The following is a 25,981-nucleotide window of genomic DNA, read 5'->3' on the forward strand; positions in this document are numbered from 1 at the left end:
ACGGCCTTTTTATATGCTTGCTTATCAGAACAAGTTGCTGACAAAAATCAGCAGAATCACCAACGGTACGAGGTATTTCACATAGGCAAACCAGATATTGACGGTGGTATGGTTGCCTTTGTAGAGCAATTCGTCCTTCGCTTCATCTTTCATCACGAAGCCGACGAACAAGGCGGAGCCAAGCGCGGTCAGCATAAACAGGATGTTGCCACTGATATAGTCAAAGGCATCAAAAATGTTTTTACCAAACACGGAAATATCTTTCCATGGGCCGTAGCTCAAGATGGACGGGATATTGCCGAAGATAAAAATACCTGCCAGTACGATGGTAATCGCGGCTGCGCGGCGGATTTTGGTTTTCTCCTGAATGGTTGTAATCAACACTTCATAAATGGTCAGAGAAGTGGTCAGCGCGGCAATCAGAAGCAGTGAGAAGAAAATCACTGCAAACACTGGGCCTGCCCACATATTGGAAAACACGATCGGCAGGCTTTGGAACACCAGCGTCGGGCCGGAGTTAGGGGCAACGCCAAAGCTGAAGAGGGATGGGAAAATCATAAAGCCGGCCAACACGGCAATCAAAGTGTTGGTAATCGCGGTAATCACGGCCGTCTGAACCAGATTTTCGTTTTTATCCAGATAGCTGGATAACGTAATCATCACGCCGAAACCCAAGCTCAAGGCGAAGAATACTTGTCCCAAAACGAAGACGAACAGTTCGGCTGTAATTTTGCTGAAGTCAGGCTTCAGATAGAAGGTAATACCTTCCATTGCGCCCGGCAGGGTAACGTTGCGCACAACCATCGCAATTAGGAATAAAAACAGCAAAGGCATCAGGTATTTTGCCGCTTTTTCAATACCGCCGATCACGCCTTTGACCAAGATCCATTGGTTTACAACCACAAATAAGAAGGTGTAGAAAGCAATTTCCCAAGGGCTGTTTTCGATGTGTTCGGTAAAGAAGCTTTTGGTGATTTCCCCGGAAACAGGACTGGAAATATCCAAATTACCGCCGATGATATTGATGATGTAGCTGATCACCCAGCCGCCGAGTACCATGTAATAGGCCATGATGCCGAATGCGCCAAGTAAGCCCATCCAACCGACCAATTTCCAAACTTTGGCAACGGGTTTGCCATTCATTGTGCCGCCAAACGCATCCAGCGCGTTCACGCCTTTACGGCGGCCGATGACGTTTTCCACCAAAATCATTGGAATACCGATGACCAGCATGGCGATACAGAACAAAAACACATACGCGCCGCCGCCGTTTTCACCGACCAAATATGGGAAACGCCAAGTTGCGCCAAAGCCGACAGTCGCGCCGGCAACGGTAAGGATGTAAGTCAAACGGTTGGACCAGGTTTGACGGGGTTGATTGGAAGACATAAATACTTAGATGCATAAAAATAAAGACAACATTTTACCGCAAAGATTTAACGAATCTTAACTAAAGTCTGAAAAGGATTTTAGTTAAAAAAACCATGTAATGAAGAATTTTTAGTGGGTTTCTCTGGTTTGCTTGGTATTGAAACCAGCAAACAGAGAATTTAGCTGAAGCGATATGAATGATGGCAAGAGCCGTAACGATAAAGGCCGTCTGAAAAGTGGGATATGGGAAAGGGTTGTTGTGAGGAGATTGGATAGCGCTAAGGTGTGCTTTCAAGAGTATATCGGCAACAAAGATGGTATTTATCCAAGGCTGTTTAATAACATCCTGTAACCTTAGCTTAGATAGTCGCCGATAGGTTTTTTCTACAAAACGATTTGCCTGAAATTGGAACGGCACAGATTGATGTGGAAGAGATGAGAGAGAAAAGGAGTAATGGCAAGTTAATGAGTGGAGATGGGGTTTGGAAATGATGGCTTCTTTAGATGAGAAAGGCCGTCTGAAAGTACGCCCGCTTGGTTGCCAAATTTTAGATAAAAAAAACCATCTATACTAAGGGGAAAGTATAGATGGCCAAACACATTACGGGGAAAACGTCTTACTCACTTACTCACTTCTTTCGAAGCAAGTGTTACTCAGACAGGCGAATTATACAATAGTTCAGTCTTCAAAGTGTTAAATTCTGTTAAATAAAAATAGTAAGGTTTAGATGTTTGATTTTAAATAAATAAAAAATCCATATTGTTTAAAAAAATATCGAAAAAATTTGGAATTTTTTTAGATATGGATAAATTTCCATTCTCCGGCGGCTAAATCATCGACATTCCAGTCGCCGAATTTCTCACGGTGAAGCTGCTCGACACGGTTGCCTGCGGCTGCAACCATGCGTTTGACCTGATGGTATTTACCCTCGGTAATGGTCATCATCAATGTGGTTGGGTCGGCCAATACTGCTTCGGCTGCGGTTACGGTTTCATTATCGTCATGCAGGAGGACGCCGTTTTTGAGTGTGGTGCAAAGGGTATCGTCGGCAGGATGTTTCAAAGTGACGCGGTAGAGCTTCGGAACTTTGTGTTTGGGCGAGGTAACGCGGTGGTTAAATTGCCCATCGTTGGTAATCAGAATAATGCCGGTTGTGTCTGCATCCAAGCGGCCGACTGCCTGCATATCGATATTGCGCATGTGGTCGGGAAACAGGCTGAAGATGCTTGGATATTGCTGAGGTTTGTGCGAGGTCTCGTAATCTACAGGCTTATGAAGCAGAATGTAGAAATAGGGCATGGGGACGGCGGCAATTTCTTCGCCGTCAACAGACAGGGTGTGCACTTGAGACGGGTCAATATCGTCTCTGGCACGATTATAAATTTCGCCGTTGATGGCAATGCAGTCATTGTCTATCAGCCATTGGCATTGCTTGCGGCTGCCGAGGCCTTGCGATTGGATGTATTTGAGCAGTTGCATGGTTGAAGAGTAGGAAATGTTCAGACGGCCTTTATTGTACTGGAAAACCGGTGTTTAGGCCGTCTGAAAAGTAGGGGTAAAAAAATCGCCCCTTTAAAATGTTAAGGGGCGCAAAAGGAACACAAACCACTACCAAAAACTGTTACAGGGCAAATTCTCCTATTTGATGTGTTGCCGGATAAAGTGCTTTCATCAGGTCATGCGGTGAAAGCGAGAAATCTTTGCTGTTTGTCGTCAGACGGCCTTGCTGAGGCGTCAGCTCAAGCAATCGGGCGTTTGCCGACTGGATAAACTTGTTTTTCGTGCGCTGCATTTTTCTTTGCAGGGCGGAAACAACGCGGTTGTACAGACTGTCTTTTTGTTTGACTTCGCGTGTACCGGCAACCCAGCTCAAGCGTGTATTGCCATCTTCATCTTCAATCAGCAGGATGCCGGTTTCTGATTGGGGCGATTTACCCATGCAAGGGAGCCAAACATAATATCGGCCATCTAAAGTAATGAATACTGCGTCATGTACTTCACATTCGTCGCAACACTTGGTAGCGATTAAAGAGCGGATGGCTTGTTGGTGCAGTCTCAGAATGTCAAGGGAGACTTGCTTAAAAATACTTTCGGGCATTTTCTTCTCCTTTCATTCTGTTGTGCGGTTGTTTTGTTTCGATGGGTTGTATTATACGGCGATTTTTTAAATTCGCAAATGATAATTGTTCCTATTATTTAATTTGTAAGTAAGGTATTAATTATTAAAGAAATTAAATTTAAAAATTTTTTTAGAAATTGGGTTTTCTACTCAAAAATGTTGTAATAGATGGCCATTAAATGAGAAAAGAATAAAGGCCGTCTGAAAAAATCCAGCTAAAAAGGGTATTTCAAAAGCAGCTAAAGTTTTGCTGACTATACATTTCAGACGGCCTTCAGTATGATTCAGGACGTTTTGATAATTGCAGAAACCACCAACCATGAGCCAACGTCAGATTATCCTCGATACGGAGACCACGGGTCTTTATCCTGAAAACGGCGACCGTCTGGTCGAATTTGCCGGCTTGGAAATGATCAACCGCCAAATGACCAACTCCACCCTTCATTTATATGTCCACCCCGAACGCGATATGCCGGAGGAAGCGGCGAAGGTGCATGGTTTGACGATTGAAGTATTGGAAGCGAAGAATGCGCCGCCGTTTGCCCAAGTGGGTAAACAGATTGCCGACTTTATCCGTGGCGCAGAGCTGATTATCCATAATGCCAAGTTTGACGTCGGCTTCCTGAATATGGAATTCCGCCGCATGGGTTTGCCTTCTATTGAGGAACTCGGTTGCAAAGTTACAGACACGCTGGCCATGGCGCGTGAAATGTTTCCGGGGCAAAAGGCAAGCTTGGATGCGTTGTGTAACCGCTTTTCCGTTGACCGCAGCAAACGTGTCTTGCACGGCGCGTTAATCGACTGCGAGCTTTTGGGTGAAGTCTATCTTGCTATGACGCGTCAGCAGTTCGACCTGATGGGCGGCGAGGCGGAAGAAGAGGGCGAAGTCAAACAAACCGTTATTGCCGAAACCAAACGTACGTCGCAGTTGAAAGTTATCAAAGCCAATGCGGACGAGCTGGCCGCACATGAAAAATATTTGGACGATTTAGGCGAAGCGTGTATATGGCGTAAGGCCGAAACGCCTGATGAGGCCAATGCCGGAGCGTCAGCATGATGCGCCGCAATATTGCTTTGATTCCTGCTGCCGGTGTGGGAGCGCGATTTGGCGCAGGAAAACCCAAACAATATGTTGAAATCAATGGTAAAACCGTATTGCAACATACCATAGAAATCTTTGATAAACACCCCCGCATAGATTTAATTGCCGTTATTCTTTCGCCGGAAGATTCGGTTTTTCAGACGGCCGTGTCTGAGAAAGTACGCGTCTTTCGAGTAGGCGGGGCAAGTCGTGCCGAAACGGTACGCAATGGTGTGTCCGTTTTATTGGAGCAAGGTTTGGCCGAGGCACAAGACAATATTTTGGTTCATGATGCCGCGCGCTGTTGCCTGCCTGCTGAAGCGTTAACGCGTTTGCTTGATGAGGCGGGTGAGAATGATGAAGGCGGTATTTTGGCCATACCGGTGGCCGATACGCTCAAGCGCTCAGACGGCAGTCATCATATTGATGAAACCGTTGCGCGCGCAGGATTATGGCAAGCGCAAACGCCGCAGCTTTTTCAGACGGCCTTGTTACACCGAGCTTTATCGGTTGATGATCTAAGTGAGATTACGGATGAAGCATCAGCTGTTGAAAAACTGGGTATCCGGCCGCGCTTGGTGCAGGGCGATACGCGCAATTTGAAATTGACGCTGCCGCAAGATGAATACATTGTCAGATTGTTGCTCAAGGCCGTCTGAACAATCAAAACCCATTATTTAAGGAAACAAACATGAATATCCGTGTCGGACAGGGCTATGATGTCCATCAGTTGGTCGAAGGCCGAGATTTGATACTCGGCGGCGTCAACATTCCGTTTGAAAAAGGCTTGCTGGGTCATTCAGATGCCGATGTGCTTTTGCATGCGATTACCGATGCCCTGTTGGGTGCGGCCGGTTTGGGCGATATCGGCAGTCATTTTCCTGATACCGCAGCCGAATTCAAAGATGCAGACAGCCGTGTGCTGTTGCGCAAGGCTTATCAAAGCGTGCAGGAATTGGGTTGGAAGGTGGTTAATGTCGATACGACTGTGATTGCGCAAAAGCCAAAACTTGCGCCACACATTCCGGCAATGCGCGCCAATATTGCCGCAGATTTGGGTTTGCCTGAAAGCTGCGTGAACATCAAGGGTAAAACCAACGAAAAACTTGGCTATCTGGGACGTATGGAAGCCATTGAAGCGCAAGCGGCAGTATTGCTGATTAAGGCCTAAGAGCTTAAAATTACTTTATTATTCAAACTGAAAGACTGACAACATGGCAACTCAAGACGAACTCAAACGTATTGCCGCCGAAAAAGCGGTGGAATTTGTTCCTGAAAACGAATACATCGGTATCGGTACCGGCTCTACCATCAACTTTTTTATCGAAGCTTTGGGTAAAAGCGGTAAGAAAATCAAGGGTGCCGTGTCTACTTCTAAAAAATCCAGCGAGCTTTTGGCGAAATATGAGATTCCAGAAGTTTCACTGAATGAAGTGATGGGTTTGGCGGTTTATGTTGACGGCGCAGACGAAGTTAACCACGCGCTGCAAATGATTAAAGGCGGCGGCGGTGCGCATTTGAACGAAAAAATCGTGGCTAGTGCATCCGATAAATTTGTTTGTATTGCCGATGAAAGCAAATATGTTTCCCGTTTGGGTAAATTCCCATTGCCGGTAGAAGTGGTTGAAAATGCCCGTTCGCTGGTGTCGCGCAAACTGCTTGCCATGGGCGGACAGCCTGAGTTGCGTGTCGGCTATACGACTTTCTATGGCAATCAAATCGTTGATGTTCACGGACTCAATATCGACCAAGCCCTGAAAATGGAAGACGAAATCAATAAAATCACCGGCGTACTCGAAAACGGTATTTTTGCCCGTGATGCCGCCGATGTATTGGTTTTGGGTACGGCAGAAGGTGCAAAAGTCATCCTGCCTTGTCAGGATTAATAAAGATTAATTAATCTTAAAGGCCGTCTGAAAGTGCATCAGGTCTTTCAGACGGCCTTCAATTTGGCAAAATATGCAAATCAGTAAAATTATAAAATGGTTGCCTGTTGTTTTATCCGTTTTGGGCGCGCTTGGTTACAGCTCACGCGATACTGAGTTGATTCGTACAGGGGTAAGCGTTGCTGCAACATTGGCACAAGGCGACAATATCGGTTTGGAAAAGGTCAATGAATGGCTGGGTGAAAATGTCGTCAAAGCCACATCTGACACCAAAGCCGAAGCTAAACCCAAATCGGAACAAAAACAAAAGTCATCGCGACAATCCTACACATACAACGGGAAAATCATCAAAATTCATGATGGCGATACCATGCACATTATCGATAGCGACGGCAGGAAACACAAAATCCGCATGGCCTATATCGATGCGCCGGAAATCAATCAGGCCTATGGTACGCAATCACGAGACAATTTGATTGATGCCGCATTGCATAAAAAAGCCAAAGTCCGCGTGTTTGAAGCCGACCGCTACCAGCGCGAAGTTGCCCAAGTATCAGTCGGCACGATTGACTTGAATTTGATGCAGATACGGGATGGCGCCGCATGGCATTATGAAAGTTATGCCCAAAAACAACAAAGTAAAACTGCTTACACCGACTATTCGGCCGCACAAAAACAAGCCAAGGAAAAGCGTAAAGGCTTGTGGAAAAAAGACAATCCGCAAGCACCTTGGCAATTTCGTCGTCAAAACTACGAGCAGCAGAACGACAATAAAAAGCAGTCTGATAAACAATGGTTTGGGATTTGGTAAGTTTTAAGAAAGAGGCCGTCTGAAAACTTTCAGACGGCCTTTAATCATTATGGTTTAGTATAAGATAAGAACGGGATCACGATTTTGGGCATTTTCCAATCCGTTTTTGTCTAATACCAAATAAAATACCACAAAAAAACAAAAAAGATTTAAACCTGTTTAAAAGCGTTTTTTCAATTTGAATAAGAAAAAGCCCTTTAAATACTTAATATTTAAAGGGCTTTTTCCATTTTTGAAAAGTTCATAAAACTTTTAAAAGTATCTATGGCAGAGAGGAAGGGATTCGAACCCTCGATACGCTATTCACGTATACACGCTTTCCAGGCGTGCGACTTAAACCACTCATCCACCTCTCTGTGGACTATTATCCTGACTGGTTATTCAGAATAATATGAAAACCTGACTGATTGATTTATCAGTGGTGCCCAGGAGAAGACTCGAACTTCCACACCCGTGAGGATACTAGCACCTGAAGCTAGCGCGTCTACCAATTCCGCCACCTGGGCAATTTAAATTTTCTTAAGCAAAGAAGCACCAAATTATTTGGTGCCCAGGAGAAGACTCGAACTTCCACGCCCGTGAGGACACTAGCACCTGAAGCTAGCGCGTCTACCAATTCCGCCACCTGGGCTTTGCTTTATTCTTCAATTTAAGGTAGAGTTGACTACCTGAACTGCGAAGAAGCAGCTATTATATATTTTAAAAAAAGAATGTCAACTATCAAAATGAACAAAAATACTAAATCTTTAAATTTACGAGAAAAAGACCCGTATTTGGAGCGGGAGAAACAACGTTACGCTCATCCGTTGCCCAGCCGTGAATGGGTCATTGAATTATTGGAACAAAAAGGTGTACCGACCAAAATCGAAGCTTTGGCACATGAATTGTCGATTACAGAAGATGAATATGAATTCTTCGAGCGCCGTCTGAAAGCGATGGCGCGCGATGGTCAGGTGTTGATCAACAGACGTGGCGCGGTGTGTGCGGCAGAAAAATTGGCATTGGTTAAATGCCGTGTCGAGGCGCATAAAGACGGCTTTGGTTTTGCCGTGCCGCTAACGCCAACGGGCGAGGGCGATTTTGTTTTGTATGAGCGTCAGATGCGCGGCGTGATGCATGGGGATATTGTTACCGTTCGTCCTGCCGGTATCGACCGCAGAGGCCGTCGTGAAGGTATGGTTTTGGATGTGGTGGAGCGTGCGCAGTCTAAAGTGGTCGGTCGTTTTTATATGGATCGCGGCGTGGCCATTTTGGAGGCCGAAGACAAACGTTTGAGCCAAAGTATCGTGCTGGAACCTGAAAGTGTGGCGCAATTTAAACCGCAATCCGGCCAAGTGATTGTGGCTGAAATTGAGACGTATCCTGAAGCGCATCGTCCTGCAGTGGCTAAGCTAATTGAAGTGTTGGGCGATTATGCCGACAGCGGTATGGAAATCGAAATCGCTGTACGCAAGCACCATTTGCCTCATCAATTCAGTGAAGCATGTGTCAAAGCTGCGAAGAAAATTCCCGATCATGTGCGTAAAACCGACTTGAAAGGACGCGTGGACTTACGCGATTTGCCTCTGGTAACCATTGACGGCGAAACTGCGCGGGACTTTGACGATGCGGTTTTTGCTGAAAAAGTCGGCCGCAATTACCGTTTGGTGGTGGCGATTGCCGATGTCAGCCATTATGTCCGTCCTGATGACGGAATCGATGTGGATGCTCAAGAACGCAGTACCAGCGTGTATTTCCCACGCCGTGTGATTCCGATGTTGCCGGAGAAGTTGTCCAACGGTATCTGCTCGCTCAATCCTGATGTCGAACGCCTGTGTATGGTGTGCGATATGGTGATTACCTATGCCGGCAATATCAAGGAATACCGTTTCTATCCAGCAGTAATGCGTTCTCATGCGCGACTGACTTACAATCAAGTTTGGGATTGGATTTCAGACGGCCAGGATCATCCGTTTAAGCAACAAATCGATACTCTGTATCAGTTATTTAAAATCTTGCAGAAAAAACGTTTCGAGCGTGGCGCGGTTGAGTTTGAGAGCGTTGAGACTCAGATGATTTTCGACGACAACGGTAAAATCGATAAGATTGTTCCTGTTGTCCGCAACGATGCGCACAAGCTGATTGAAGAATGTATGTTGGCGGCGAATGTTTGCGCGGCAGAATTTTTGCTGAAGAACAAACATACGGCTTTGTTCCGCAATCACTTGGGCCCGACTCCCGAAAAACTGGCCACTTTACGCGAGCAACTTGGTTTGCTGGGGCTGAGTTTGGGTGGCGGCGATAATCCGACGCCGAAAGACTATGCTGCGCTTGCCGAGCAATTTAAAAACCGTCCGGATGCGGAGTTGTTGCAAGTGATGATGTTGCGTTCTATGCAGCAGGCGGTTTATGAGCCGCATTGCGATGGTCACTTTGGTCTGGCTTATAGCGCATATGCACACTTTACTTCTCCTATCCGTCGTTATCCTGATTTGACGGTACATCGTGCCATTAAGGCTGTGTTGAACGGACAAACTTACCAGCCCAATAAAACCTGGCAGGCTTTGGGCGTGCATACCTCTTTCTGCGAACGCCGAGCCGATGATGCCAGTCGCGATGTGGAAAACTGGTTGAAAACTTATTATATGCGCGACAAAGTCGGCGAAGTCTTCAGTGGTAAGATTTCGGGCATGACCAGCTTCGGTATTTTTGTAACGCTGGACGATATTCATATTGACGGCTTGGTTCATATCAGCGATTTAGGTGAAGATTATTTCAATTTCCGTCCTGAAATTATGGCGATTGAGGGTGAACGCAGCGGTGTCCGTTTCAACATGGGTGATACGGTCACTGTAAAAGTTGCGCGAGCCGATTTGGATACCAGCAAGATTGATTTGACCTTAGTCAGCGGCGGTTCAGTCGGTAAGAAACGTGGCAGTAGAAAAGCGAAACCTGTGAGCAAGCCGATAGCTGCTGACAAGTCTGTCGAAAAGCGTAAGCGTAAACTTTCGGTTAAAGAAATTGATGAAGCGTTGGCTGCTCCCATGAAGGCAAAGAAGAGCAAGGTGAAAAGTAAACCTGCCTCCAAGCCTGCTAAGCCAAGCAAACCTAAAGCTGCAAGCAAGAAAAAGGCGCAGGCGAAAACAGCTTCCGTCAAAGCAGGAGGTAAAAATAACGCTCAAGGCAAAAGCGTGAAGATTAAAGTGAAGAAAGCTGCTAAGAAATAAGCGGCATTCAATTCAGGCCGTCTGAAAATTTTCAGACGGCCTGAATTTGTGATTTTATAAATAAAACCAAGGATAAATAAGATGATAAAACTATACGGTATTCCCAATTGCGATACGGTTAAAAAAGCGCGCAGTTGGTTGGCGGAAAATGGCATCGAGTTTGAGTTTGTAGATTTTAAGAAAAACGCCCCAACTGCCGAATTAATTAATGGCTGGTTGAAGCAGGTAGCTTTGGAAATTTTGCTCAATAAAAGAGGCACGACTTGGCGCAAGTTGGATAAAGATGCGCAAGAATCTGCCGCCACAAAAGAAGGTGCCATTGCTTTGATGGTGGAAAATCCCAACATCATCAAGCGGCCTGTATTGGTCAAAGAAGGACAGGTTCATGTCGGATTTTCAGTAGACGCGTATCAGGAAATTTTCGGATAAGGCATTTTTAGGTTTTTAGGCCGTCTGAAAAAGCAAGCCTCGAAAAAATACGTTACAATACGCGCTTTGAGCCTGTTTTCAGGATTTTAAGATTTTTGCGGCAGCATTTTCCGGCTGCCGCGCCAAACTTTTCTTTCGGATAAATATGTTCCATATTGTTGAAAAATATAAAACACCCGCCCAGATTGTTTTAGGTATCATCGGTCTGACCTTTATCGGATTCGGTGCCAATAATTTGTCTTCGCCGGGTTCTGATTACATTGTCAAAGTCGGGGATGAGAAGGTCAGCGAGCATGCTTTACAGATTGCGATACAAAATGAGCAAGCTGCCGGCAATACTGCGCCTTCGCGTGATGCTATATTCCAATCTTTATTGCAACGTGCTTACCTGAAGCAGGGTGCCAAGCTGATGGGCATCGCTGTGTCTCAGGAACAAATCAAGCAAGTTATCGTGGATGATCCGAATTTCCATGATGCTTCCGGCAAATTCAGTCAGGATTTGCTCAAGAAGTATTTGGATCAGCGCAAAATGACGGAGGATCAGTTTGTCGAAGATATCCGCGAACAGTTCCAATTGCAAAATCTGTTGAATTTGGTGCAAAACGGTGCGTTGGTCAGCGATGCGCAAGCGCGTCAGTTGATTAACCTGACCCAAGCCACCCGTACCATTCGTTCATTTACATTCAGCCCTGAAGCATTTGCGGCACAAGTAAAAGTAGATGATGCGGCTTTGCAAAAGTATTATGAAGCGCATAAGAAAGATTACTTGATTCCTCAAGCCGTTAAGCTGGAATATGTGGCCTTGAACATCAAAGATTTGGCTGACAAGCAAACCGTCAGTGCGGAAGAAGTACAAAAAGCTTACGACAGTAAAAGCGTAGATTTGTCGCCAAGAGCCGAAATTGCGCATATTTTCATTCCGGTTATGCCTAACGGAGATGAAGCAAGCAATGCGGAAATTAAAGCCGAAGTGGACAAAATGGCTGTAGAACTCAAAGCACACCCAGATGCTTTTGCCGAGCTGGCGGCCAAGTACTCCAAAGATTTGTCCAGCAGCAACAAAGGCGGCAATTTGGGCTACCTGAGCAAAAGCGGCGGCAGCGGCTTTGGACCTGAATTCGATAAAGCGGCATTTGCATTGGGCAAAGGCGAAGTCAGCGATACCGTTAAATCGTCTTTGGGTTATCACGTCATTAAAGTTTTGAATGTCGAAGCTGAGCCGACTTTGGAACAAGCCAAAGCACGTATCGAGGCAGCCTTGAAACTGAAAAAAGCAGCTTCTGCCTTTAACGCGGCCAAAGAAAAATTGGGTGAAGATACCTTCAATGATCCATCTTCTTTGGCAAAAGCAGCCGCCAATTCAGGTTTGAAAGTGGAAAACTTGGATGAGTGGGTGACCAAAGCGGGCGCCAAAGAAGCTGGTTTGCCTGAAACGTTGATTAATGCTGCGTTTAGCGACGATGTGCTGAAGAAAAAACACAATTCTGAAGTAATTGCCATCAACAACGAAACCGTTTGGGTTATTCGTGCGAAAGAAGTGCGCGAAGAGAAAATTGCACCATTTGCAGAAGTCAAAGACACTGTCCGTGCAGCATATCTGCGCTCTGAAGCTGCCAAACTGGCAGAGAAGAAAGCCCAAGAAACTTTGGCTGCATTGAAAGCCGGTAAAGCTGCCGACGTTCAATGGTCGCCTGTTTCGCAATTGAGCGCGCAAGATGCACGCAGAACCATGTCTCCAGAAGCTTATGCGGCTTTGTTGAAAGCGCGTCCTGTCGGCGGTAAACCTGCGTACGCATTATTGGAAGGTATGCCTGCACCGGTGATTATGGAAGTTCAGAGCGTTTCTGCTCCTGAAAATGCCGATTCACAGATTCCGGCTGCCAAACAGGCTTTGGTTCAGCAGCTTTCTGCGAATGTGTTCGATAATTTACTCCAGTATTTGGGTAAGAAAATCGATCGTACGCAAGGTGCACAGCAAGTTAATAATGCTGCCGAATAAGCAGAAATTTTTGAGTAGGGCAGCCGGATGAATTCCGGCTGTTTTCTTATTTTTAGCTATCTTTTAAAAGGCCGTCTGAAATCATGAGTAAAAATCCTGATGCCTTTGTCCGCTTGATTAATGCATTAAAAATCCTGCCCAATGTCGGCCCTAAATCCGCACAACGCATGGCTTACCAGCTTTTACAGTACAAACGCGAAGAAGCGCAGGAGTTGGTGGATGCTTTGCAGTTTGCCTTGAGACAGGTGCAGCATTGTCGGATGTGCAACACATTTTGCGAAGGTGATTTGTGTGAAATTTGCGCGGACGAAAAACGTGAGAAAAGCCGCTTGATGATTGTGCATATGCCTGCGGATGTTTCCAGTATGGAGGCGGCCAATTGTCATGACGGCCTGTATTTTGTTTTGATGGGGCAAGTCAGTCCGGCGCAGGGCATGGATATTTCGGCAGTAGCATTAGATAAGCTGGTTGCCCGTTTGCAGGTGAGCGATATTGAGGAAATTATCATTGCAACCAACTTCACAGCCGAAGGCGATGCGACAGCATATGTATTGGCAGAATTGTTTAAAAACCTTCCTTATAAAGTCAGCCGATTGGCAAGGGGAATCCCTTTAGGCGGCGAGATGGAATATGTGGATGCCGGTACTTTGGCTCAAGCTGTTTACGATAGAAGGAATATCCAATCTTAAATGGCAATATAAAAAGGCCGTCTGAAAGTCTTTCAGACGGCCTTTTCATTGATTAAATCAGATTATTTGCAGCTGACGCCTTGAATTTGAGGCGTATCGCCGTTGCCGACTTTGAATGCACATTTGGTTGCGCTGCTGCCGGATACGGTAACAACACCGTTTCCGCTGTTGAGGCTGACAGGTTCTTTTACGCCCATGCCGACAGCAGTGGCTGCCAGTTTTTGAACATCGGCGTCGGAGTAAGCGGTATTGTTTGAACTGATTTTGATTTCTTTGGCGGCATATGCGTTGAAGCTGAATGACAAACCTACAGCTACGGATACGAGAGCCAAGAATTTTTTGCTGTTCATTAGTGTATTTCCTTTTTGATGGTGACAAAGTGTGTCACAGCTTCAGAATAAGGGTGATTGGCCGATTGTGCAAGTTTTTCGGCGGAATTTACGGGAAGATACATGGTTTTACATACACTTTATCCCTGAATGCTACATCAGTCGGGCAATCGGACGACCTGTCGGTTTTACGGTACAATAAGCCTTTTTTGACAAACGAATGAGGCATTTTTGAATGGCTTCTTTAGAAACTTGGATAGGCCTGCGCTATCTGCGTGCGAAAAAACGTAACGGCTTTATGTCATTTATTACCATGATTTCAATCGCTGGTATCGCCTTGGGCGTAACGGCGCTGATTGTGGTTTTATCCGTAATGAACGGATTTCAGAAAGAGATACGCGGTCAATTGTTGAACGTCGCACCTCATGCGGAAATCGGCTATTACGATGTCGGCAGTGCGCCGGGTTGGCAGAATTTGCGCGAATTTGTAAAAGGCAAAAAGGAAGTATTGGCCAGCGCGCCTTATGTTTCCGATCAGGCTTTGCTTGCCAACGCCGGTGAAGTGCGCGGTGTGCAGATACGCGGTATTTTGCCGTCTGAAGAAAAAAATGTCGTTGATTACGGCAAGAATATGCCGGCCGGCAGTTTTGACGATTTGAAGCCGGGCGAATTTGATATTATTTTGGGTCAAGGGCTTGCTGAGGCATTGGGTACGGAGATTGGCGGCAAGGTTACAGTGATTACGCCAGAGGGTAATGTCACTCCTGCCGGCGTAGTGCCGCGCTTGAAGCAGTTTAATGTGGTCGGTGTGGTAAAAACGGGTGTTTATGAAGTCGATAACACATTGGCCATGACGCATATCAAGGATGCGCAAGTCTTGTATCGGCTGGGAGAAAATGTCGGTGGGCTGCGTTTGCGACTGGCTGATCCTCAGAATGCGCCGTCTTTTATTGCCAAGTTGATTCCTGATGCTAAAAAAGATGAAGTATGGGTGCGCGACTGGACGTTTAACAACCGCAGCTATTTTGAAGCCGTTGAGTTGGAAAAACGCATGATGTTCATCATTTTGACACTGATTATCGCGGTTGCTGCGTTTAACCTCGTCTCTTCCTTGGTAATGGCGGTAACGGAAAAGCAAGCCGATATTGCGATTTTGCGCACTTTGGGTTTGTCCCCGGGCGGTGTCATGAAGATTTTCTTGGTGCAGGGCGCATTTGCGGGGTTCTTCGGTACGCTTGTGGGCGTGGTATGCGGTGTATTGCTGGGTTGGAATGTCGGCAAGATTGTCGCGTTTTTTGAAGATCTGTTTGGTGTGCATTTGATTAACTCACAGGTTTATTTCATCGATTACCTGCCTAGCGATGTGAACTTGAAGGATGTTGCCGTTATTGCCTGTATTTCGCTTGGCTTGGCATTTATCGCCACACTGTATCCGAGCTGGCGTGCTGCAAAAACCCAACCTGCGGAGGCTTTGCGTTATGAGTAAGACAATTTTGAAATGTACCGGCGTTGGCAAAAGCTATAATGATGGCGCATTGAATGTACAAGTGTTGCATCATTTAGATTTTGAAGTTGCCGAAGCGGAAAGCGTGAGTATCATCGGTTCGTCAGGCAGCGGTAAATCCACATTGCTGCACCTTCTCGGTGGCTTGGATATGCCGTCTGAAGGCAAGGTAATACTGATGGATCAGGATTTGGGCGGTTTGAGCCAAAAACAGTTAGGCGAATTGCGCAACCGTTATTTGGGCTTTGTATATCAGTTCCACCATTTATTGCCTGAGTTTTCTGCTTTGGAAAATGTCATGATGCCGCTTTTAATCGGCAAAATGCCCAAAGCGATGGCTGAGGAGAAGGCTGTCAAGATGCTGAAAAAGGTTGGCTTGGATAAGCGTATGCTGCACCGTCCGAGCGAACTTTCCGGCGGCGAGCGTCAGCGTGCGGCCATTGCCCGTGCTTTGGTTAATGAGCCGAAATGCTTATTGGCAGATGAGCCAACAGGGAACCTTGACCGTAAAAATGCGCAAAATGTGCTGGACATGATGCTGGATTTGAAACGCGAATTGAACACCAGCCTGATTGTAGTGACCCATGATGACGAGCTGGCTGAGCGTTTCGACCGGGTAATGACTATGAAAGACGGCAGCCTGCAAGTGCTGCAATAAGGTTATTATTTCAGGCAAATATTTTATGCTTTGAACGGTATAATAGAGGCCGTCTGAAAAACAGGTTTTCATTTATGGAAACACGGTTTTTCAGACGGCCTTTCTTTTTTCCGTATCAAGCAAGCCTAAACCATGAATCCGACCGACTCTATCCTTTCCTCTGCCGCAGATGCGGCTATAGCGTTTTTCCGCCGCCACGAAGTGCAGGGGGCATCCGTTATTGAGCCTTATGTGGTTCGACTGTTTGCAGCCTTGCAAAACGGGCATTCGTTTATTTATTTGGATAAAGAGGATATCGATGCCTTAAGCAACTTGCCGAATTTGGTCGGTAATGCGGATAAACCGCTTATCCTGCAAGGCCGGAAATTGTTTTTAGGGCGAATGTGGCAGTTGGAACATGATTTGGCTGTTGAAATCAAACGGCTGGCCAGTGCAGAGGCGGAAGAAGTGAATTTCATGGCGGCTTCAAAAAGCCTGAGCGACTGGTTTGACACTAAAGACAGTAAAGAGCAACGGGATGCTGCTGCTTTGGCCTTGCTGCAAAACTTTATGCTGATTACAGGCGGGCCGGGTACGGGTAAGACGACGACCGTAGCAAAGCTTTTGGGTCTGATTTGCAATAACAATACGAAGCTGCCCCGTATCGCTTTGGCGGCGCCGACGGGCAAAGCGGCTGCGCATATGGCACGGGCTTTGCAGCGTGCTTTGGACGGTTTTGATTTGTCTCCAAGTATCAAAGCGCATTTGGAAAGCTTGGAAGGGCAGACTGTTCATCGATTGTTGAAACTGCGGCCGCCGCAAATGCGCCCTGCGTTCAATCATGAACATCCGCTCGCTTTGGATGTTTTGGTGGTGGATGAGGCGTCGATGTTGGATTTGCCGCTGGTGTTGGATTTGTTGCGTGCCGTGCCAACCGGCTGTCGTTTGGTGTTGCTTGGCGATGAAAACCAGTTGCCGTCGGTTGGTTTGGGAGCCGTATTGGCGGCATTATCGCGTCCAACGGCTTTGGATAAAGAAACCGCTGAAAAGCTGGAAGTGTACCTGCCCGATCATGGTTTTGAGATTAAAGGGCAGCCACAGGCTTTATCGCAAAACAATGCCAAATTGACATTCAGCCACCGTTTTGGTGCAGACAGCGGTATCGGTTGTTTGGCAAGAGCGGTGGTGTCCGGGGAAAAGCAAACTGCGGTCGAACAGTTTGACAAGTTCCCCAAAGAATTGGAAATGAAATCAGGCCGTCTGAAAGAGCAGGTCGCCTTGCTGTATCAAAAGCAACAGGATTATTGGCAGGCCGTGGCGGAGAATAATGTTGCACTCGCCTATGGTCATGCGGCCGATGTGGTGGTATTGGCGGCTTGGCGGCAGGATGCGGATGATTTGAATCAGGCTTATCAAGAATACTTGCAACGACAAGGCAAGGCTTCGGGCGAAACGCCTTGGTTTGCCGGACAAATCATCATGATTACGCACAATGATTATATGTTGGAAGTGTTTAACGGCGACATCGGGCTGATTATACCGGATAAAGAATCGTTGAATGGCTTGTCTGCATATTTTCCTGAGAAAGATGGATTCAAAAAAATTGCCATCAGCCGTTTGCCCGATTTTGAATCGGCTTTTGCCATGACGGTGCATAAGAGCCAAGGTTCGGAATATCGGGAAGTATGGCTGTTGCCGCCGTCAGTACCTGCAACGACGGAGAGTGAAGAAGAGGCCCGAGGTTTGGATAAGGCTTTGCTTTACACTGCCATTACCCGTGCGCGTGAACGTTTTGTATTTTGGGGAAATGCGGAGGAATTATGTAAAGCTGTGGAATGCCATCAAAAACGCAGGACAGCATTGGCCGATGCCTTGAAATGGCAGTTTGAACAGCCTGATGAGCAGGCTTCCGGTTGACCTGAATCAAGAGGCCGGCTGAAAGAGGATAAAGCGTTTAAATCTGCTTGATTGATTACACTAATTTACATACGATAAAAATAATTAGTAAATAAAATGAATAATTTATACGAAATTCATAATTTTGTACGCTTTATCGAATACTTCACTTTCAATACCTTCTTTTGGAGAGTCAGCATGAAATTTCAAACCAAACTGATTGCAACCTGTATTTTATTGGCTTCATCATCTTATTCTTTGGCAGAGAATGCTGATGGCGGACGTGATGCGGCGGCTTTGGCCACCACCAACGATTACGTCAATTCCGGCAGTATCATTCGTAAAGATGACGATAAAATCAGCATTTTCAATGATTTGTTGACTGTGAATGGTGGCTTGCGCGTACGTGCGGATACCAAAGACATCAATGCCAACAACAGCAGCATCAATCCTACGCCTGAAGATACCAATGCCAACTTCAATGCGGAGTTTTGGTTACGCGCAAAACTGTATAAAGATTGGAAATTGGTGGCGCAAATTGAGCCGAATATCGATTTGGAAACTGGTAAATTCAACGGCGATCATGATGTGCCGGTCAATAAACTGTATGCCGAAGGTACTTTGTACAACAACATTAAAGCGCGTGTCGGTAAATTTGGTGCGTTCTCTTCCTACGGCCGCGTCTGGGATACCGAAGTAACCGGCGGCGAAATCTTCTTCGACAATAAAACCCTGCCTACCAAAATCTATGCGGGCCGCCGCACTGGCAACCTGAACGACAACACATGGGGCATTGGCGGCCGCCGCAGACATTTTGCCGCGGTTCAAAGTATGTTGCCTGTGAATGAGAATATCAACGTCGGCGCAACCGTCAGTTACATGAAAGATATCGATGTACGCGGTGCGAAGAAAAATGCGGTCTTCGGAGAAATCGGTACGGACATCAAGTTTAATGATGATTGGCATTGGATGGCCGCAGTCAGCAAGTCCAATATCAAAGCCTATAATGATGCCGGACAAAAAATTAAAAATGATGGCGTGTTCACTGAAGTACGCTATAAATTGGCCGACTGGAGCGTCCGTAATTCTTATGACGTATTCTTGAACTACCGCCGTGTCGGTTCATTGTCCGGTGTCTCTTCTGTTGAGGATTACAGCAAAAACGTCCAAGGCGTGCAAATCGGTGCGACCTATATTCCTTGGAAAAACTGGAAATTCAAAGGTTTCTATTTGGCCGGCAAACAGGTTACGCCTACCGTCGGCACAGATAAGCAGGACGTAAACGTTATTCGTGGCCAGTTAGAATATAAATTTTAATCATCACAAATAAAAAAACAGGCAGGATGTCCTGCCTGTTTTTGGTTTTCAGACGGCATGGATATAGGGCCGTCTGAAACAATGGATAAAACGCTTTACCAGCTATCGCGCTTCATACGGTCAAGCTGGCGGCGGTCGCGTTTGGTTGGGCGTCCGTCCGGATAAGCGGCACTGATGCGGCTGGCTTGGTCGAGTTGTTTTTGAGCTTCGCGTTCGGCAGCCGTTTTCATGTCTTCTTCGTACAGTAAACGCGCTTCCGGCGCCGGGCGGCGTTGATGATTGAGCGCGGCGACTTTGAATTTGTAGGGGAGGGAGTTCAAAGTCATGTCGATGGTGTCGCCGGCGGAAATATTTTTGCTGTTTTTCACCTTCGAGCCGTTTACCAAAACCCTGCCCAGCTCAATATGTTTTTGTGCCAGCGCGCGGGTCTTGAAAAAGCGCGCGGCCCACAGCCATTTGTCCAAGCGCATGGACGAATTGTCATGATCGTTTTTCATAGCCTGTTTGAAATGATTGAACTGAATTGAAGTTTATCATAAGATACGGCACGCCATACATTTAGTGCAGATATACTATTTCTTTGTTAAAGGCCGTCTGAAAGTTTTTTATTGCAAAAGATGGCAGTTTCCCTTTGAGAAATGCTGTCAAATACGTCTGATTAGCGTATCATGTCAGCAACCATTACCGAGAGCTTCGTTTTATGAAACCCGTTTTTTTGGACTTTGAACAACCCATCGCCGAATTAACCAATAAAATCGACGAGTTGCGATTCGTACAAGACGAATCTGCCGTCGATATTTCCGACGAGATTGCCAGACTGCAAAAGAAAAGCAACGAGTTGACCAAGTCAATTTTCAGCAAGCTGACTCCGGCTCAAATTTCACAAGTGTCCCGCCATCCGCAGCGTCCTTATACTTTGGACTACATCAACGGTATTTTTACCGATTTTGAAGAGTTGCACGGCGACCGCCATTATTCTGACGATCATGCCATTATCGGCGGTTTGGCACGTTTCAACGGTCAAAGCGTGATGGTCATCGGCCATCAAAAAGGCCGCGATACCAAAGAAAAAATCCGCCGCAATTTCGGTATGCCGCGTCCTGAGGGTTACCGTAAAGCACTGCGCTTGATGCAGACTGCCGAGAAATTCAATATTCCGGTCATGACCTTTGTCGATACTCCGGGTGCGTATCCGGGCATTGGCGCGGAAGAGCGCGGCCAGTCCGAAGCCATCGGCCGTAATTTGTACGAACTGACCCGCCTGCATGTACCGGTATTGTGCACCATCATCGGCGAAGGCGGTTCGGGCGGTGCGTTGGCAGTAGCTGTCGGCGACTACGTCAATATGCTGCAATACTCGACCTATTCGGTGATTTCTCCCGAAGGTTGCGCCTCTATTCTTTGGAAAACTGCCGAAAAAGCAGCAGACGCCGCGCAAGCATTGGGCATTACCGCCAAACGCCTGCAAGAATTGGATCTCATCGATAAAGTCATTGACGAGCCGTTGGGCGGTGCACACCGTGATTTTGAAACCACGATGAAAAACGTCAAAACCGTTTTGGAACAGCAATTAAGCGAAGCGCAAAGCATGGCCATGCCTGACTTGCTTTCCCGCCGTTTCGACCGCATCATGGCTTACGGTAAATTTACCGATAAATAAGTTTGACTGCTGAAAAAGCAAGCAGATGCCGCTGCTTGCTTTTTTTGTATTCTATTTTTGAGTCATTCATAATTTCAGGCCGTCTGAAATGTCGCAACTATCTCCTGATTCCCTATTTAAAAGTTTTCAAGCAGCTTTTCCTGATTCGCCGAACCATACTGTTTTTGAAGTCGGTTTGAGCGGCGGATTGGATTCCGTTGTCCTGCTGCATCTTTTGCACCGGATGCGTGAATTCCGCCGTTTTGATTTGCGTGCCGTCCATGTTCATCATGGTTTAAGCACCAATGCCGACAGTTGGGCAAAATTTTGTCAGGATTATTGTCAGCGTTTGAATGTTGCCTTGCGGGTGTGCCGTGTCAATGTGGAAAAACAAGGAAATGGTTTGGAAGCGGCGGCCAGGGCTGCCCGATATCAGGCATTTTCAGACGGCCTGAAGAAAATTATTGTTTTGGCCCATCACCGTAATGATCAAATCGAAACATTTATGCTGTCGGCCGTACGCGGCGGCGGATTGCGCGGTATGGCGGCCATGCCGGTATGGCGTGATTTAAATGAAAAGATCCAAATCTGGCGGCCGCTTTTGGCATTTTCCCGTCAGGAATTGGCAGAGTATGCGCAACAATGGGGGCTGTCTTTTGTCGAAGACGAAAGTAACGAGGATTCCGTCTATTTACGCAATTGGATGAGAAATCAGGCATTGCCGCAATGGCAGCAGCGGATTCCGAATTTTGAGCGGCAAATTTGTGCCAATATCCGATTATTGCAGGAAGATTTGCAGCTTTTAGATGAATTGATTGAGTCTGAATACCAGCGCATCAGTCCGGATGGAATATTCAGTATCAGTCTGTGGCGGCAATGTACGCCGCTCTTGCGCCGTCGGTTGCTTTGGTATTTTTTGCGAAAGCAAACGGAATCATTACCTTCTTATCACAGCATTGCCGATTTTGCCCGAGTATTGGAAACCGCGGAACAGGCGCAGTTGAGTTTGCCAAACGGGAAACTAGTCGTATATCGAGATAAGCTGTTTGTTTGTCAGGAAAGTGAGTTTCAAAAACTGCCTTGGTGTAATGGCAGGGAAGTTCGAGGCCGTCTGAAAGATATTTTGCTGGAAAACGGTTTCGTTTTATTACCCTTTAAGGGAGGTTTGTCAGAAGAGGAGTTGGAGAAGCAGGCGGTATTTCGAAATGTGGCCAAAGGTGATGTGATTCAGTCGGGGCAGAGGGAAAAATCAGTCGAAAAACTATTGCAAGAGTGTCATATTGTGCCATTCGTCCGTAAATATTGGCCGATTATCCTAAGTATGGACAACAAGTGCCTTGCTGTTATTAATCTTCGGGTGGGAAGCGATGTTCAAATAGGGGAAGGCTATCTGCCTGTTCATGAAAAGTTAGCTAAATATATAGTAGAAAAGTAAAGAGACTAACTTTAAATTTAATAAGTATTAGTAATTTAACTACTTGTGCTAAGTGTAGATATAATAAGCAATATAGCTTGTATTAGAGTATCTATACGAATAAACTTTTGCGATTAAATGTAATCTTGTGGAACTTTTTCAAAGCGATGCTGTCTTTATTGTGCACAGCACGCTTTACTATTTTTTGGTTTAAAGCAGTAAAACGATTAAAGGTTGGGTATGAACGATCGCCAAATAGATCAAGTTTTGGTGGAGCGCGCGCAGAAAGGTGACCATAAGGCATTCGAGATGCTGATGTCCAAATATCAGCGTCGGCTAAACAGACTGATTTCCCGTTTTATTCAGGATGAGCATGAAGTGCACGATGTAACCCAAGAGGCAATGATTAGGGCTTATCGTGCGCTGGTTAATTTTCGCGGTGAGAGTGCGTTTTATACATGGCTGTACCGTATCGGTATCAATACGGCAAAGAATTTTCTGACCACTTCGGGTCGCCAGTTTTTTGTCAGTTCGGAAGCAGCCAATGAGGAGGGAGATGTTCTTGATTTAACCGATCAGATTGCAGATTACCATACGCCGGAATCTGAAATGATGAATCGGGAAATCTTGCAGACCGTCGAAGCAAGCATTGCGCAACTGCCAGACGATATGCGTCAAGCCATTACACTTAGGGAAATGGATGGCTTGTCTTACGAAGAAATAGCTCGGGTAGTGGATTGTCCGATAGGTACTGTACGTTCGCGTATTTTCAGAGCGCGTGAACTGATTGCAAAAGATTTGCGGCCGCTGTTGGATACTTCTGAAGATCAAAGGTGGTAATAAAAATGAATGACAAAACAAATAAAGCATTGGAGTATGTGTCTGCATTGATGGACGGTGAAGCATTGACTGATGAGATGCTGGATGCCGTATTGGCAGACGAGGAGGCCTTGCGCGCTTGGCATGAGTACCACATTATCGGCGACTGTATCCGTCAGGGTGCTGCGGCGAGTGTTGCAGGTGAAACCATGCAAAGCAAAGCATTTATAGTGCCTCAAACCGAGGCTGAAGGCAAACAGGAAAAATATGCTCAGCATGAAGCGGCCAATAGCGGCTTCTTCAAATTCTTCGCGGCTGCTGCCAGCGTGTGTGCGATTGCTGTTGCAGTATGGCAATTTACACCGCAAACTTCTCGTGACGCTATGCCGGTTGCAGAGAAGTCTAATGTTCAGCCTGCCCAAGATATTATTCCGGTAAGCGGTACGCCTAGTGATAAAGCAGCTTCCGAGCCTGGCGAAACTGTTGTGCCGAATGCGGCAAAAGACGGCAAACTTGAAAACCGTCCGACTGTCCGTACCGAGCAGCAAAATGAGCAGCAGACTGTTGTGCAGTAAAAAATGAAATCATGTAAAACCCTTGCTTCATTGCAAGGGTTTTTTATTTTCGAAGTGAAACCGTCAGGCCGTCTGAAAGCATAGCTTCAAGGAAGTTAAAACAGTTATAATGCGCACCATGAAACTGATTACCTCTGCTCAAAACGAACAGCTCAAACATTTATTCCGTCTACTGACGCAGGCCAAAGCAAGGCGTGAAAGCGGTGAAACCGTATTGGAAGGCGTACATCTGCTGCAAACTTATTTGCAAAGCGGCGGTACGCCCAAACAGGTTTACTTGCCTGAAAAGAAACAGCAACATCTTGAAATTCAAGAAATTACGGCGCAGTTGGACGAGGGATTGATTACTTGGGTCGGTAACGAAGCACTGTCTAAAATCACCAGTCTGACCGATGCCGATGATGTGATGACTTGGATTGATATTCCGCAGCAGGCAGGTTTGCCTTCAGACGGCGATTGCGTAGTATTGGAGCGGGTACAAGACCCCGGCAATGCAGGCACGATTTTGCGCAGCGCGGCGGCAGCCGGAATCAGGCAAATCGTGTGCGGCAATGATTCCGTGGATATCTGGTCGCCCAAAGTGTTGCGAGCGGGGATGGGTGCGCATTTTCTGCTGTCTATTTTCAATCGAGTGGAATTATCCGCTTGGATGGAAACGTATCAGCATCAAATTTGGGCAACTGCCTTGGGCGGTCGCAATATCGGTTTGTATGAGATGGACCTCAGTCAATCTTGTGCTTGGGTGTTTGGCAACGAAGGCAGCGGCGTGAGCGAAACGGTAAAAGAGAAGGCTGATGCCTGTGTCAAAATCCCCATGTTGGGGCAAACCGAATCCTTGAATGTCGCGATGGCGGCAACGGTTTGTCTGTTTGAACAAATGCGGCAACGTATCCATGCCTAGGCCGTCTGAAAACAATAATACGATTTTATTTTAAGGAACAAAAATGCAAATACTGACTTTTGATGAAGCGGCACGCAGCCGCTTGATGGAATTGCTGGATGATAAATCTGAAGCCCATAACACCATGCGTTGTGATGAGGTTCAAGGTTTTATGATGGCTTTATTGAGCGGTCCGGATGCTTTGAATCCGACCAACTGGCTGCCAGAGATTTTGGGTGAGGAATCTTTGTTTGATGCCAAAGAGCGCACCGAAATCGAACGTTTGGTCATGGCAATGGCCGCCGATATGCGCATGAAGCTCAACGAAAAAATCCTGCCTGATCTGTGGTTTTATGAAGATGAAGCCGGTAATCCGGATTTCTACACTTGGTGTAATGCCTACCTTTATGCACTGGATATTGTGCCTACCGATTGGTTTGAAGCAGTCGAACAGGAAGAATTTGAAGATTTGTTCTATCCGATTATGGCTTTGGGTGGTATCTATGATGATGAGGAAAACGGCGAAGTCATCTTGCATCTGAATGAAAAAGAGCTGACCCAGCTGGAATCTGATTTGCCACATGTCCTGCTGGATATTTACTGGTACTGGCAGGCCATCATCAATAAGCCGCAAACCGTACGCCGTGAAGGCGAAAAAGTGGGGCGTAACGATCCTTGCCCGTGTGGCAGCGGTAAAAAGTACAAAGCTTGCTGCGGCAAATAACCAATGAAATAAAAAGGCCGTCTGAATACTTGAAATTCAGACGGCCTTTAATATTTTTTATTTAGAAGAATGAGGCTAACCAAACAAACAGGATGGTCAGTGCGATGGTCAATGCGCAGCCGATTTTGGCTACGGTACCGATGATGAAGCCGATAAACGTACCGATACCGACTTTGCCTGCCTGCCAAGTGTCTTTGCGTGCAATAAATTCGCCGATGGCCGCTCCGGTCAACGGGCCGAGCAACAAGCCGGGAATAGAGAAGAATGCGCCGACGATGCCGCCGATAAATGCACCCCAAACCGCGGTTTTACTTGCGCCGGTATATTTTGCACCCAATGCACCCGCCACATAATCCATTGCAGTACCGAATACGGCAACAATGGCCAAAAAGGTCAGCGTACCCGAGCCAAACACTTGATAATCGCCGGCATAACCCAACAGCCATGCGCCGCCAAACATCAAACCCAGTCCGGGCAAGGCAGGGTAAATAGTGCCTAAAATGCCGACAACAATGGCGATTAAACCGAGGATAATCAGAATGGTGGTCATGGTTTTCCTTTTGATGGAGGGGTGGATAACGGCGGTATTATGAGGGCGTTTTGCCGGATTGCGATAAAGGTTTATGCAAGAAAATGAAAATATGCCTAAATATTC

At 46.4% G+C, this 25,981-nt stretch carries 25 protein-coding genes and 3 tRNA genes; 19 read left to right on the forward strand and 9 right to left on the reverse strand.

Annotation, left to right across the window (positions count from 1 at the left end):
• Window positions 1–24 precede the first annotated feature (24 nt).
• The 3 genes from HMPREF2872_RS02585 to HMPREF2872_RS02595 form a co-directional block, all read right to left on the reverse strand.
• The gene (locus HMPREF2872_RS02585) at window positions 25–1,389 is read right to left on the reverse strand and encodes a sodium-dependent transporter (RefSeq protein WP_070630992.1); all 1,365 of its coding nucleotides are present in this window, start codon (window positions 1,387–1,389) and stop codon (window positions 25–27) included.
• Between the two features lie 778 nt (window positions 1,390–2,167).
• Window positions 2,168–2,851, reverse strand: a complete 684-nt coding sequence (locus HMPREF2872_RS02590; RefSeq protein ID WP_070630995.1) for a 16S rRNA pseudouridine(516) synthase — start codon at window positions 2,849–2,851, stop codon at window positions 2,168–2,170.
• Window positions 2,852–2,993: 142 nt separating this feature from the next.
• The gene (locus tag HMPREF2872_RS02595) at window positions 2,994–3,470 is read right to left on the reverse strand and encodes an NGO0322 family iron-responsive protein (protein ID WP_003683363.1); all 477 of its coding nucleotides are present in this window, start codon (window positions 3,468–3,470) and stop codon (window positions 2,994–2,996) included.
• Window positions 3,471–3,810: 340 nt separating this feature from the next.
• Between HMPREF2872_RS02595 and dnaQ the strand changes: the two genes are divergently transcribed.
• From dnaQ to HMPREF2872_RS02620, 5 genes are all read left to right on the forward strand, one after another.
• On the forward strand, window positions 3,811–4,548 hold the full coding sequence (gene dnaQ, locus HMPREF2872_RS02600; protein WP_070630997.1) for a DNA polymerase III subunit epsilon: 738 nt from the start codon (window positions 3,811–3,813) through the stop codon (window positions 4,546–4,548).
• On the forward strand, window positions 4,545–5,231 hold the full coding sequence (gene ispD / locus HMPREF2872_RS02605; protein ID WP_070630999.1) for a 2-C-methyl-D-erythritol 4-phosphate cytidylyltransferase: 687 nt from the start codon (window positions 4,545–4,547) through the stop codon (window positions 5,229–5,231). Before dnaQ ends, ispD begins: the two co-directional genes overlap by 4 nt.
• A gap of 32 nt (window positions 5,232–5,263) precedes the next feature.
• Window positions 5,264–5,743, forward strand: a complete 480-nt coding sequence (gene ispF / locus HMPREF2872_RS02610; RefSeq protein WP_049352371.1) for a 2-C-methyl-D-erythritol 2,4-cyclodiphosphate synthase — start codon at window positions 5,264–5,266, stop codon at window positions 5,741–5,743.
• Window positions 5,744–5,786: 43 nt separating this feature from the next.
• Window positions 5,787–6,458, forward strand: coding sequence for a ribose-5-phosphate isomerase RpiA (rpiA, locus tag HMPREF2872_RS02615; RefSeq protein ID WP_003679072.1), 672 nt, complete (start codon window positions 5,787–5,789; stop codon window positions 6,456–6,458).
• A gap of 73 nt (window positions 6,459–6,531) precedes the next feature.
• The gene (locus HMPREF2872_RS02620; protein ID WP_070631001.1) at window positions 6,532–7,269 is read left to right on the forward strand and encodes a thermonuclease family protein; all 738 of its coding nucleotides are present in this window, start codon (window positions 6,532–6,534) and stop codon (window positions 7,267–7,269) included.
• Between the two features lie 265 nt (window positions 7,270–7,534).
• Here the strand turns inward: HMPREF2872_RS02620 and HMPREF2872_RS02625 are convergent.
• From HMPREF2872_RS02625 to HMPREF2872_RS02635, 3 genes are all read right to left on the reverse strand, one after another.
• Window positions 7,535–7,625 (reverse strand) — tRNA-Ser (locus tag HMPREF2872_RS02625).
• 63 nt (window positions 7,626–7,688) lie between these two features.
• A tRNA-Leu gene (locus HMPREF2872_RS02630) sits at window positions 7,689–7,775 on the reverse strand.
• A 38-nt stretch (window positions 7,776–7,813) separates the two neighbouring features.
• Window positions 7,814–7,900 (reverse strand) — tRNA-Leu (locus HMPREF2872_RS02635).
• A gap of 94 nt (window positions 7,901–7,994) precedes the next feature.
• Between HMPREF2872_RS02635 and rnr the strand changes: the two genes are divergently transcribed.
• From rnr to recR, 4 genes are all read left to right on the forward strand, one after another.
• Window positions 7,995–10,475, forward strand: a complete 2,481-nt coding sequence (rnr, locus tag HMPREF2872_RS02640; RefSeq protein WP_141752833.1) for a ribonuclease R — start codon at window positions 7,995–7,997, stop codon at window positions 10,473–10,475.
• Between the two features lie 81 nt (window positions 10,476–10,556).
• The gene (locus HMPREF2872_RS02645; protein ID WP_070631006.1) at window positions 10,557–10,904 is read left to right on the forward strand and encodes an ArsC family reductase; all 348 of its coding nucleotides are present in this window, start codon (window positions 10,557–10,559) and stop codon (window positions 10,902–10,904) included.
• Between the two features lie 145 nt (window positions 10,905–11,049).
• Window positions 11,050–12,903 (forward strand): SurA N-terminal domain-containing protein, encoded by a 1,854-nt coding sequence (locus tag HMPREF2872_RS02650; protein ID WP_070631008.1) that lies wholly within the window; start codon window positions 11,050–11,052, stop codon window positions 12,901–12,903.
• Between the two features lie 83 nt (window positions 12,904–12,986).
• On the forward strand, window positions 12,987–13,592 hold the full coding sequence (gene recR, locus HMPREF2872_RS02655; protein ID WP_070631009.1) for a recombination mediator RecR: 606 nt from the start codon (window positions 12,987–12,989) through the stop codon (window positions 13,590–13,592).
• A gap of 62 nt (window positions 13,593–13,654) precedes the next feature.
• Here recR and HMPREF2872_RS02660 read toward each other — a convergent pair whose 3' ends face one another.
• A complete protein-coding gene (locus HMPREF2872_RS02660) occupies window positions 13,655–13,942 on the reverse strand; it encodes a hypothetical protein (RefSeq protein WP_003683377.1) in 288 nt (95 codons plus the stop codon).
• A 214-nt stretch (window positions 13,943–14,156) separates the two neighbouring features.
• Between HMPREF2872_RS02660 and HMPREF2872_RS02665 the strand changes: the two genes are divergently transcribed.
• The 4 genes from HMPREF2872_RS02665 to HMPREF2872_RS02680 all read left to right on the forward strand — a co-directional run bounded on the left by HMPREF2872_RS02665 (window position 14,157) and on the right by HMPREF2872_RS02680 (window position 19,275).
• A complete protein-coding gene (locus tag HMPREF2872_RS02665; protein ID WP_070631011.1) occupies window positions 14,157–15,407 on the forward strand; it encodes a lipoprotein-releasing ABC transporter permease subunit in 1,251 nt (416 codons plus the stop codon).
• Window positions 15,400–16,083 (forward strand): lipoprotein-releasing ABC transporter ATP-binding protein LolD, encoded by a 684-nt coding sequence (lolD, locus tag HMPREF2872_RS02670; RefSeq protein ID WP_070631013.1) that lies wholly within the window; start codon window positions 15,400–15,402, stop codon window positions 16,081–16,083. The genes HMPREF2872_RS02665 and lolD overlap by 8 nt, the downstream gene beginning before the upstream one ends.
• A 132-nt stretch (window positions 16,084–16,215) precedes the next feature.
• Entirely contained in the window at window positions 16,216–17,979 is a 1,764-nt protein-coding gene (gene recD / locus HMPREF2872_RS02675; RefSeq protein ID WP_070631016.1) for an exodeoxyribonuclease V subunit alpha, read from the forward strand.
• A 96-nt stretch (window positions 17,980–18,075) separates the two neighbouring features.
• Window positions 18,076–19,275, forward strand: a complete 1,200-nt coding sequence (locus HMPREF2872_RS02680) for a hypothetical protein (protein WP_070631018.1) — start codon at window positions 18,076–18,078, stop codon at window positions 19,273–19,275.
• 95 nt (window positions 19,276–19,370) lie between these two features.
• Here HMPREF2872_RS02680 and HMPREF2872_RS02685 read toward each other — a convergent pair whose 3' ends face one another.
• Window positions 19,371–19,772, reverse strand: coding sequence for an RNA-binding S4 domain-containing protein (locus HMPREF2872_RS02685; RefSeq protein ID WP_003679090.1), 402 nt, complete (start codon window positions 19,770–19,772; stop codon window positions 19,371–19,373).
• Between the two features lie 203 nt (window positions 19,773–19,975).
• Here HMPREF2872_RS02685 and HMPREF2872_RS02690 point away from each other — a divergent pair, with 203 nt between their 5' ends.
• The 6 genes from HMPREF2872_RS02690 (at window position 19,976) to HMPREF2872_RS02715 (ending at window position 25,326) form a co-directional block, all read left to right on the forward strand.
• The gene (locus HMPREF2872_RS02690; protein ID WP_070631020.1) at window positions 19,976–20,935 is read left to right on the forward strand and encodes an acetyl-CoA carboxylase carboxyltransferase subunit alpha; all 960 of its coding nucleotides are present in this window, start codon (window positions 19,976–19,978) and stop codon (window positions 20,933–20,935) included.
• A gap of 88 nt (window positions 20,936–21,023) precedes the next feature.
• Window positions 21,024–22,349 (forward strand): tRNA lysidine(34) synthetase TilS, encoded by a 1,326-nt coding sequence (gene tilS, locus HMPREF2872_RS02695; protein WP_070631022.1) that lies wholly within the window; start codon window positions 21,024–21,026, stop codon window positions 22,347–22,349.
• Window positions 22,350–22,568: 219 nt separating this feature from the next.
• Entirely contained in the window at window positions 22,569–23,168 is a 600-nt protein-coding gene (gene rpoE / locus HMPREF2872_RS02700) for an RNA polymerase sigma factor RpoE (RefSeq protein ID WP_070631024.1), read from the forward strand.
• Between the two features lie 5 nt (window positions 23,169–23,173).
• Window positions 23,174–23,722 carry a sigma-E factor negative regulatory protein gene (locus HMPREF2872_RS02705; protein WP_049329600.1) on the forward strand — a complete coding sequence of 183 codons (549 nt, stop codon included), beginning with the start codon at window positions 23,174–23,176 and terminating at the stop codon, window positions 23,720–23,722.
• A 118-nt stretch (window positions 23,723–23,840) separates the two neighbouring features.
• Complete coding sequence (locus HMPREF2872_RS02710; RefSeq protein WP_036472392.1) at window positions 23,841–24,623, forward strand: TrmH family RNA methyltransferase; 783 nt, start codon at window positions 23,841–23,843, stop codon at window positions 24,621–24,623.
• A gap of 43 nt (window positions 24,624–24,666) precedes the next feature.
• Window positions 24,667–25,326, forward strand: a complete 660-nt coding sequence (locus HMPREF2872_RS02715; RefSeq protein WP_049352331.1) for a YecA family protein — start codon at window positions 24,667–24,669, stop codon at window positions 25,324–25,326.
• A gap of 61 nt (window positions 25,327–25,387) precedes the next feature.
• On the opposite strand, the gene HMPREF2872_RS02720 is transcribed toward HMPREF2872_RS02715, so the two are convergent.
• Window positions 25,388–25,876: a DUF456 domain-containing protein gene (locus tag HMPREF2872_RS02720; protein ID WP_036472395.1), complete on the reverse strand. Its 489-nt coding sequence runs from the start codon at window positions 25,874–25,876 to the stop codon at window positions 25,388–25,390.
• Window positions 25,877–25,981: the final 105 nt, after the last annotated feature.

This window comes from Neisseria sp. HMSC069H12, from assembly GCF_001812735.1.
In the GTDB taxonomy this organism is placed as follows: Bacteria; Pseudomonadota; Gammaproteobacteria; order Burkholderiales; family Neisseriaceae; genus Neisseria; species Neisseria subflava.

Coding starts and splice junctions, on each gene's coding strand:
- HMPREF2872_RS02585 (WP_070630992.1), bottom strand. CDS start 1,389: ATGTCTTCCAATCAACCCCGTCAAACCTGGTCCAACCGTTTGACTTAC.
- HMPREF2872_RS02590 (WP_070630995.1), bottom strand. CDS start 2,851: ATGCAACTGCTCAAATACATCCAATCGCAAGGCCTCGGCAGCCGCAAG.
- HMPREF2872_RS02595 (WP_003683363.1), bottom strand. CDS start 3,470: ATGCCCGAAAGTATTTTTAAGCAAGTCTCCCTTGACATTCTGAGACTG.
- dnaQ (WP_070630997.1), top strand. CDS start 3,811: ATGAGCCAACGTCAGATTATCCTCGATACGGAGACCACGGGTCTTTAT.
- ispD (WP_070630999.1), top strand. CDS start 4,545: ATGATGCGCCGCAATATTGCTTTGATTCCTGCTGCCGGTGTGGGAGCG.
- ispF (WP_049352371.1), top strand. CDS start 5,264: ATGAATATCCGTGTCGGACAGGGCTATGATGTCCATCAGTTGGTCGAA.
- rpiA (WP_003679072.1), top strand. CDS start 5,787: ATGGCAACTCAAGACGAACTCAAACGTATTGCCGCCGAAAAAGCGGTG.
- HMPREF2872_RS02620 (WP_070631001.1), top strand. CDS start 6,532: ATGCAAATCAGTAAAATTATAAAATGGTTGCCTGTTGTTTTATCCGTT.
- rnr (WP_141752833.1), top strand. CDS start 7,995: ATGAACAAAAATACTAAATCTTTAAATTTACGAGAAAAAGACCCGTAT.
- HMPREF2872_RS02645 (WP_070631006.1), top strand. CDS start 10,557: ATGATAAAACTATACGGTATTCCCAATTGCGATACGGTTAAAAAAGCG.
- HMPREF2872_RS02650 (WP_070631008.1), top strand. CDS start 11,050: ATGTTCCATATTGTTGAAAAATATAAAACACCCGCCCAGATTGTTTTA.
- recR (WP_070631009.1), top strand. CDS start 12,987: ATGAGTAAAAATCCTGATGCCTTTGTCCGCTTGATTAATGCATTAAAA.
- HMPREF2872_RS02660 (WP_003683377.1), bottom strand. CDS start 13,942: ATGAACAGCAAAAAATTCTTGGCTCTCGTATCCGTAGCTGTAGGTTTG.
- HMPREF2872_RS02665 (WP_070631011.1), top strand. CDS start 14,157: ATGGCTTCTTTAGAAACTTGGATAGGCCTGCGCTATCTGCGTGCGAAA.
- lolD (WP_070631013.1), top strand. CDS start 15,400: ATGAGTAAGACAATTTTGAAATGTACCGGCGTTGGCAAAAGCTATAAT.
- recD (WP_070631016.1), top strand. CDS start 16,216: ATGAATCCGACCGACTCTATCCTTTCCTCTGCCGCAGATGCGGCTATA.
- HMPREF2872_RS02680 (WP_070631018.1), top strand. CDS start 18,076: ATGAATAATTTATACGAAATTCATAATTTTGTACGCTTTATCGAATAC.
- HMPREF2872_RS02685 (WP_003679090.1), bottom strand. CDS start 19,772: ATGAAAAACGATCATGACAATTCGTCCATGCGCTTGGACAAATGGCTG.
- HMPREF2872_RS02690 (WP_070631020.1), top strand. CDS start 19,976: ATGAAACCCGTTTTTTTGGACTTTGAACAACCCATCGCCGAATTAACC.
- tilS (WP_070631022.1), top strand. CDS start 21,024: ATGTCGCAACTATCTCCTGATTCCCTATTTAAAAGTTTTCAAGCAGCT.
- rpoE (WP_070631024.1), top strand. CDS start 22,569: ATGAACGATCGCCAAATAGATCAAGTTTTGGTGGAGCGCGCGCAGAAA.
- HMPREF2872_RS02705 (WP_049329600.1), top strand. CDS start 23,174: ATGAATGACAAAACAAATAAAGCATTGGAGTATGTGTCTGCATTGATG.
- HMPREF2872_RS02710 (WP_036472392.1), top strand. CDS start 23,841: ATGAAACTGATTACCTCTGCTCAAAACGAACAGCTCAAACATTTATTC.
- HMPREF2872_RS02715 (WP_049352331.1), top strand. CDS start 24,667: ATGCAAATACTGACTTTTGATGAAGCGGCACGCAGCCGCTTGATGGAA.
- HMPREF2872_RS02720 (WP_036472395.1), bottom strand. CDS start 25,876: ATGACCACCATTCTGATTATCCTCGGTTTAATCGCCATTGTTGTCGGC.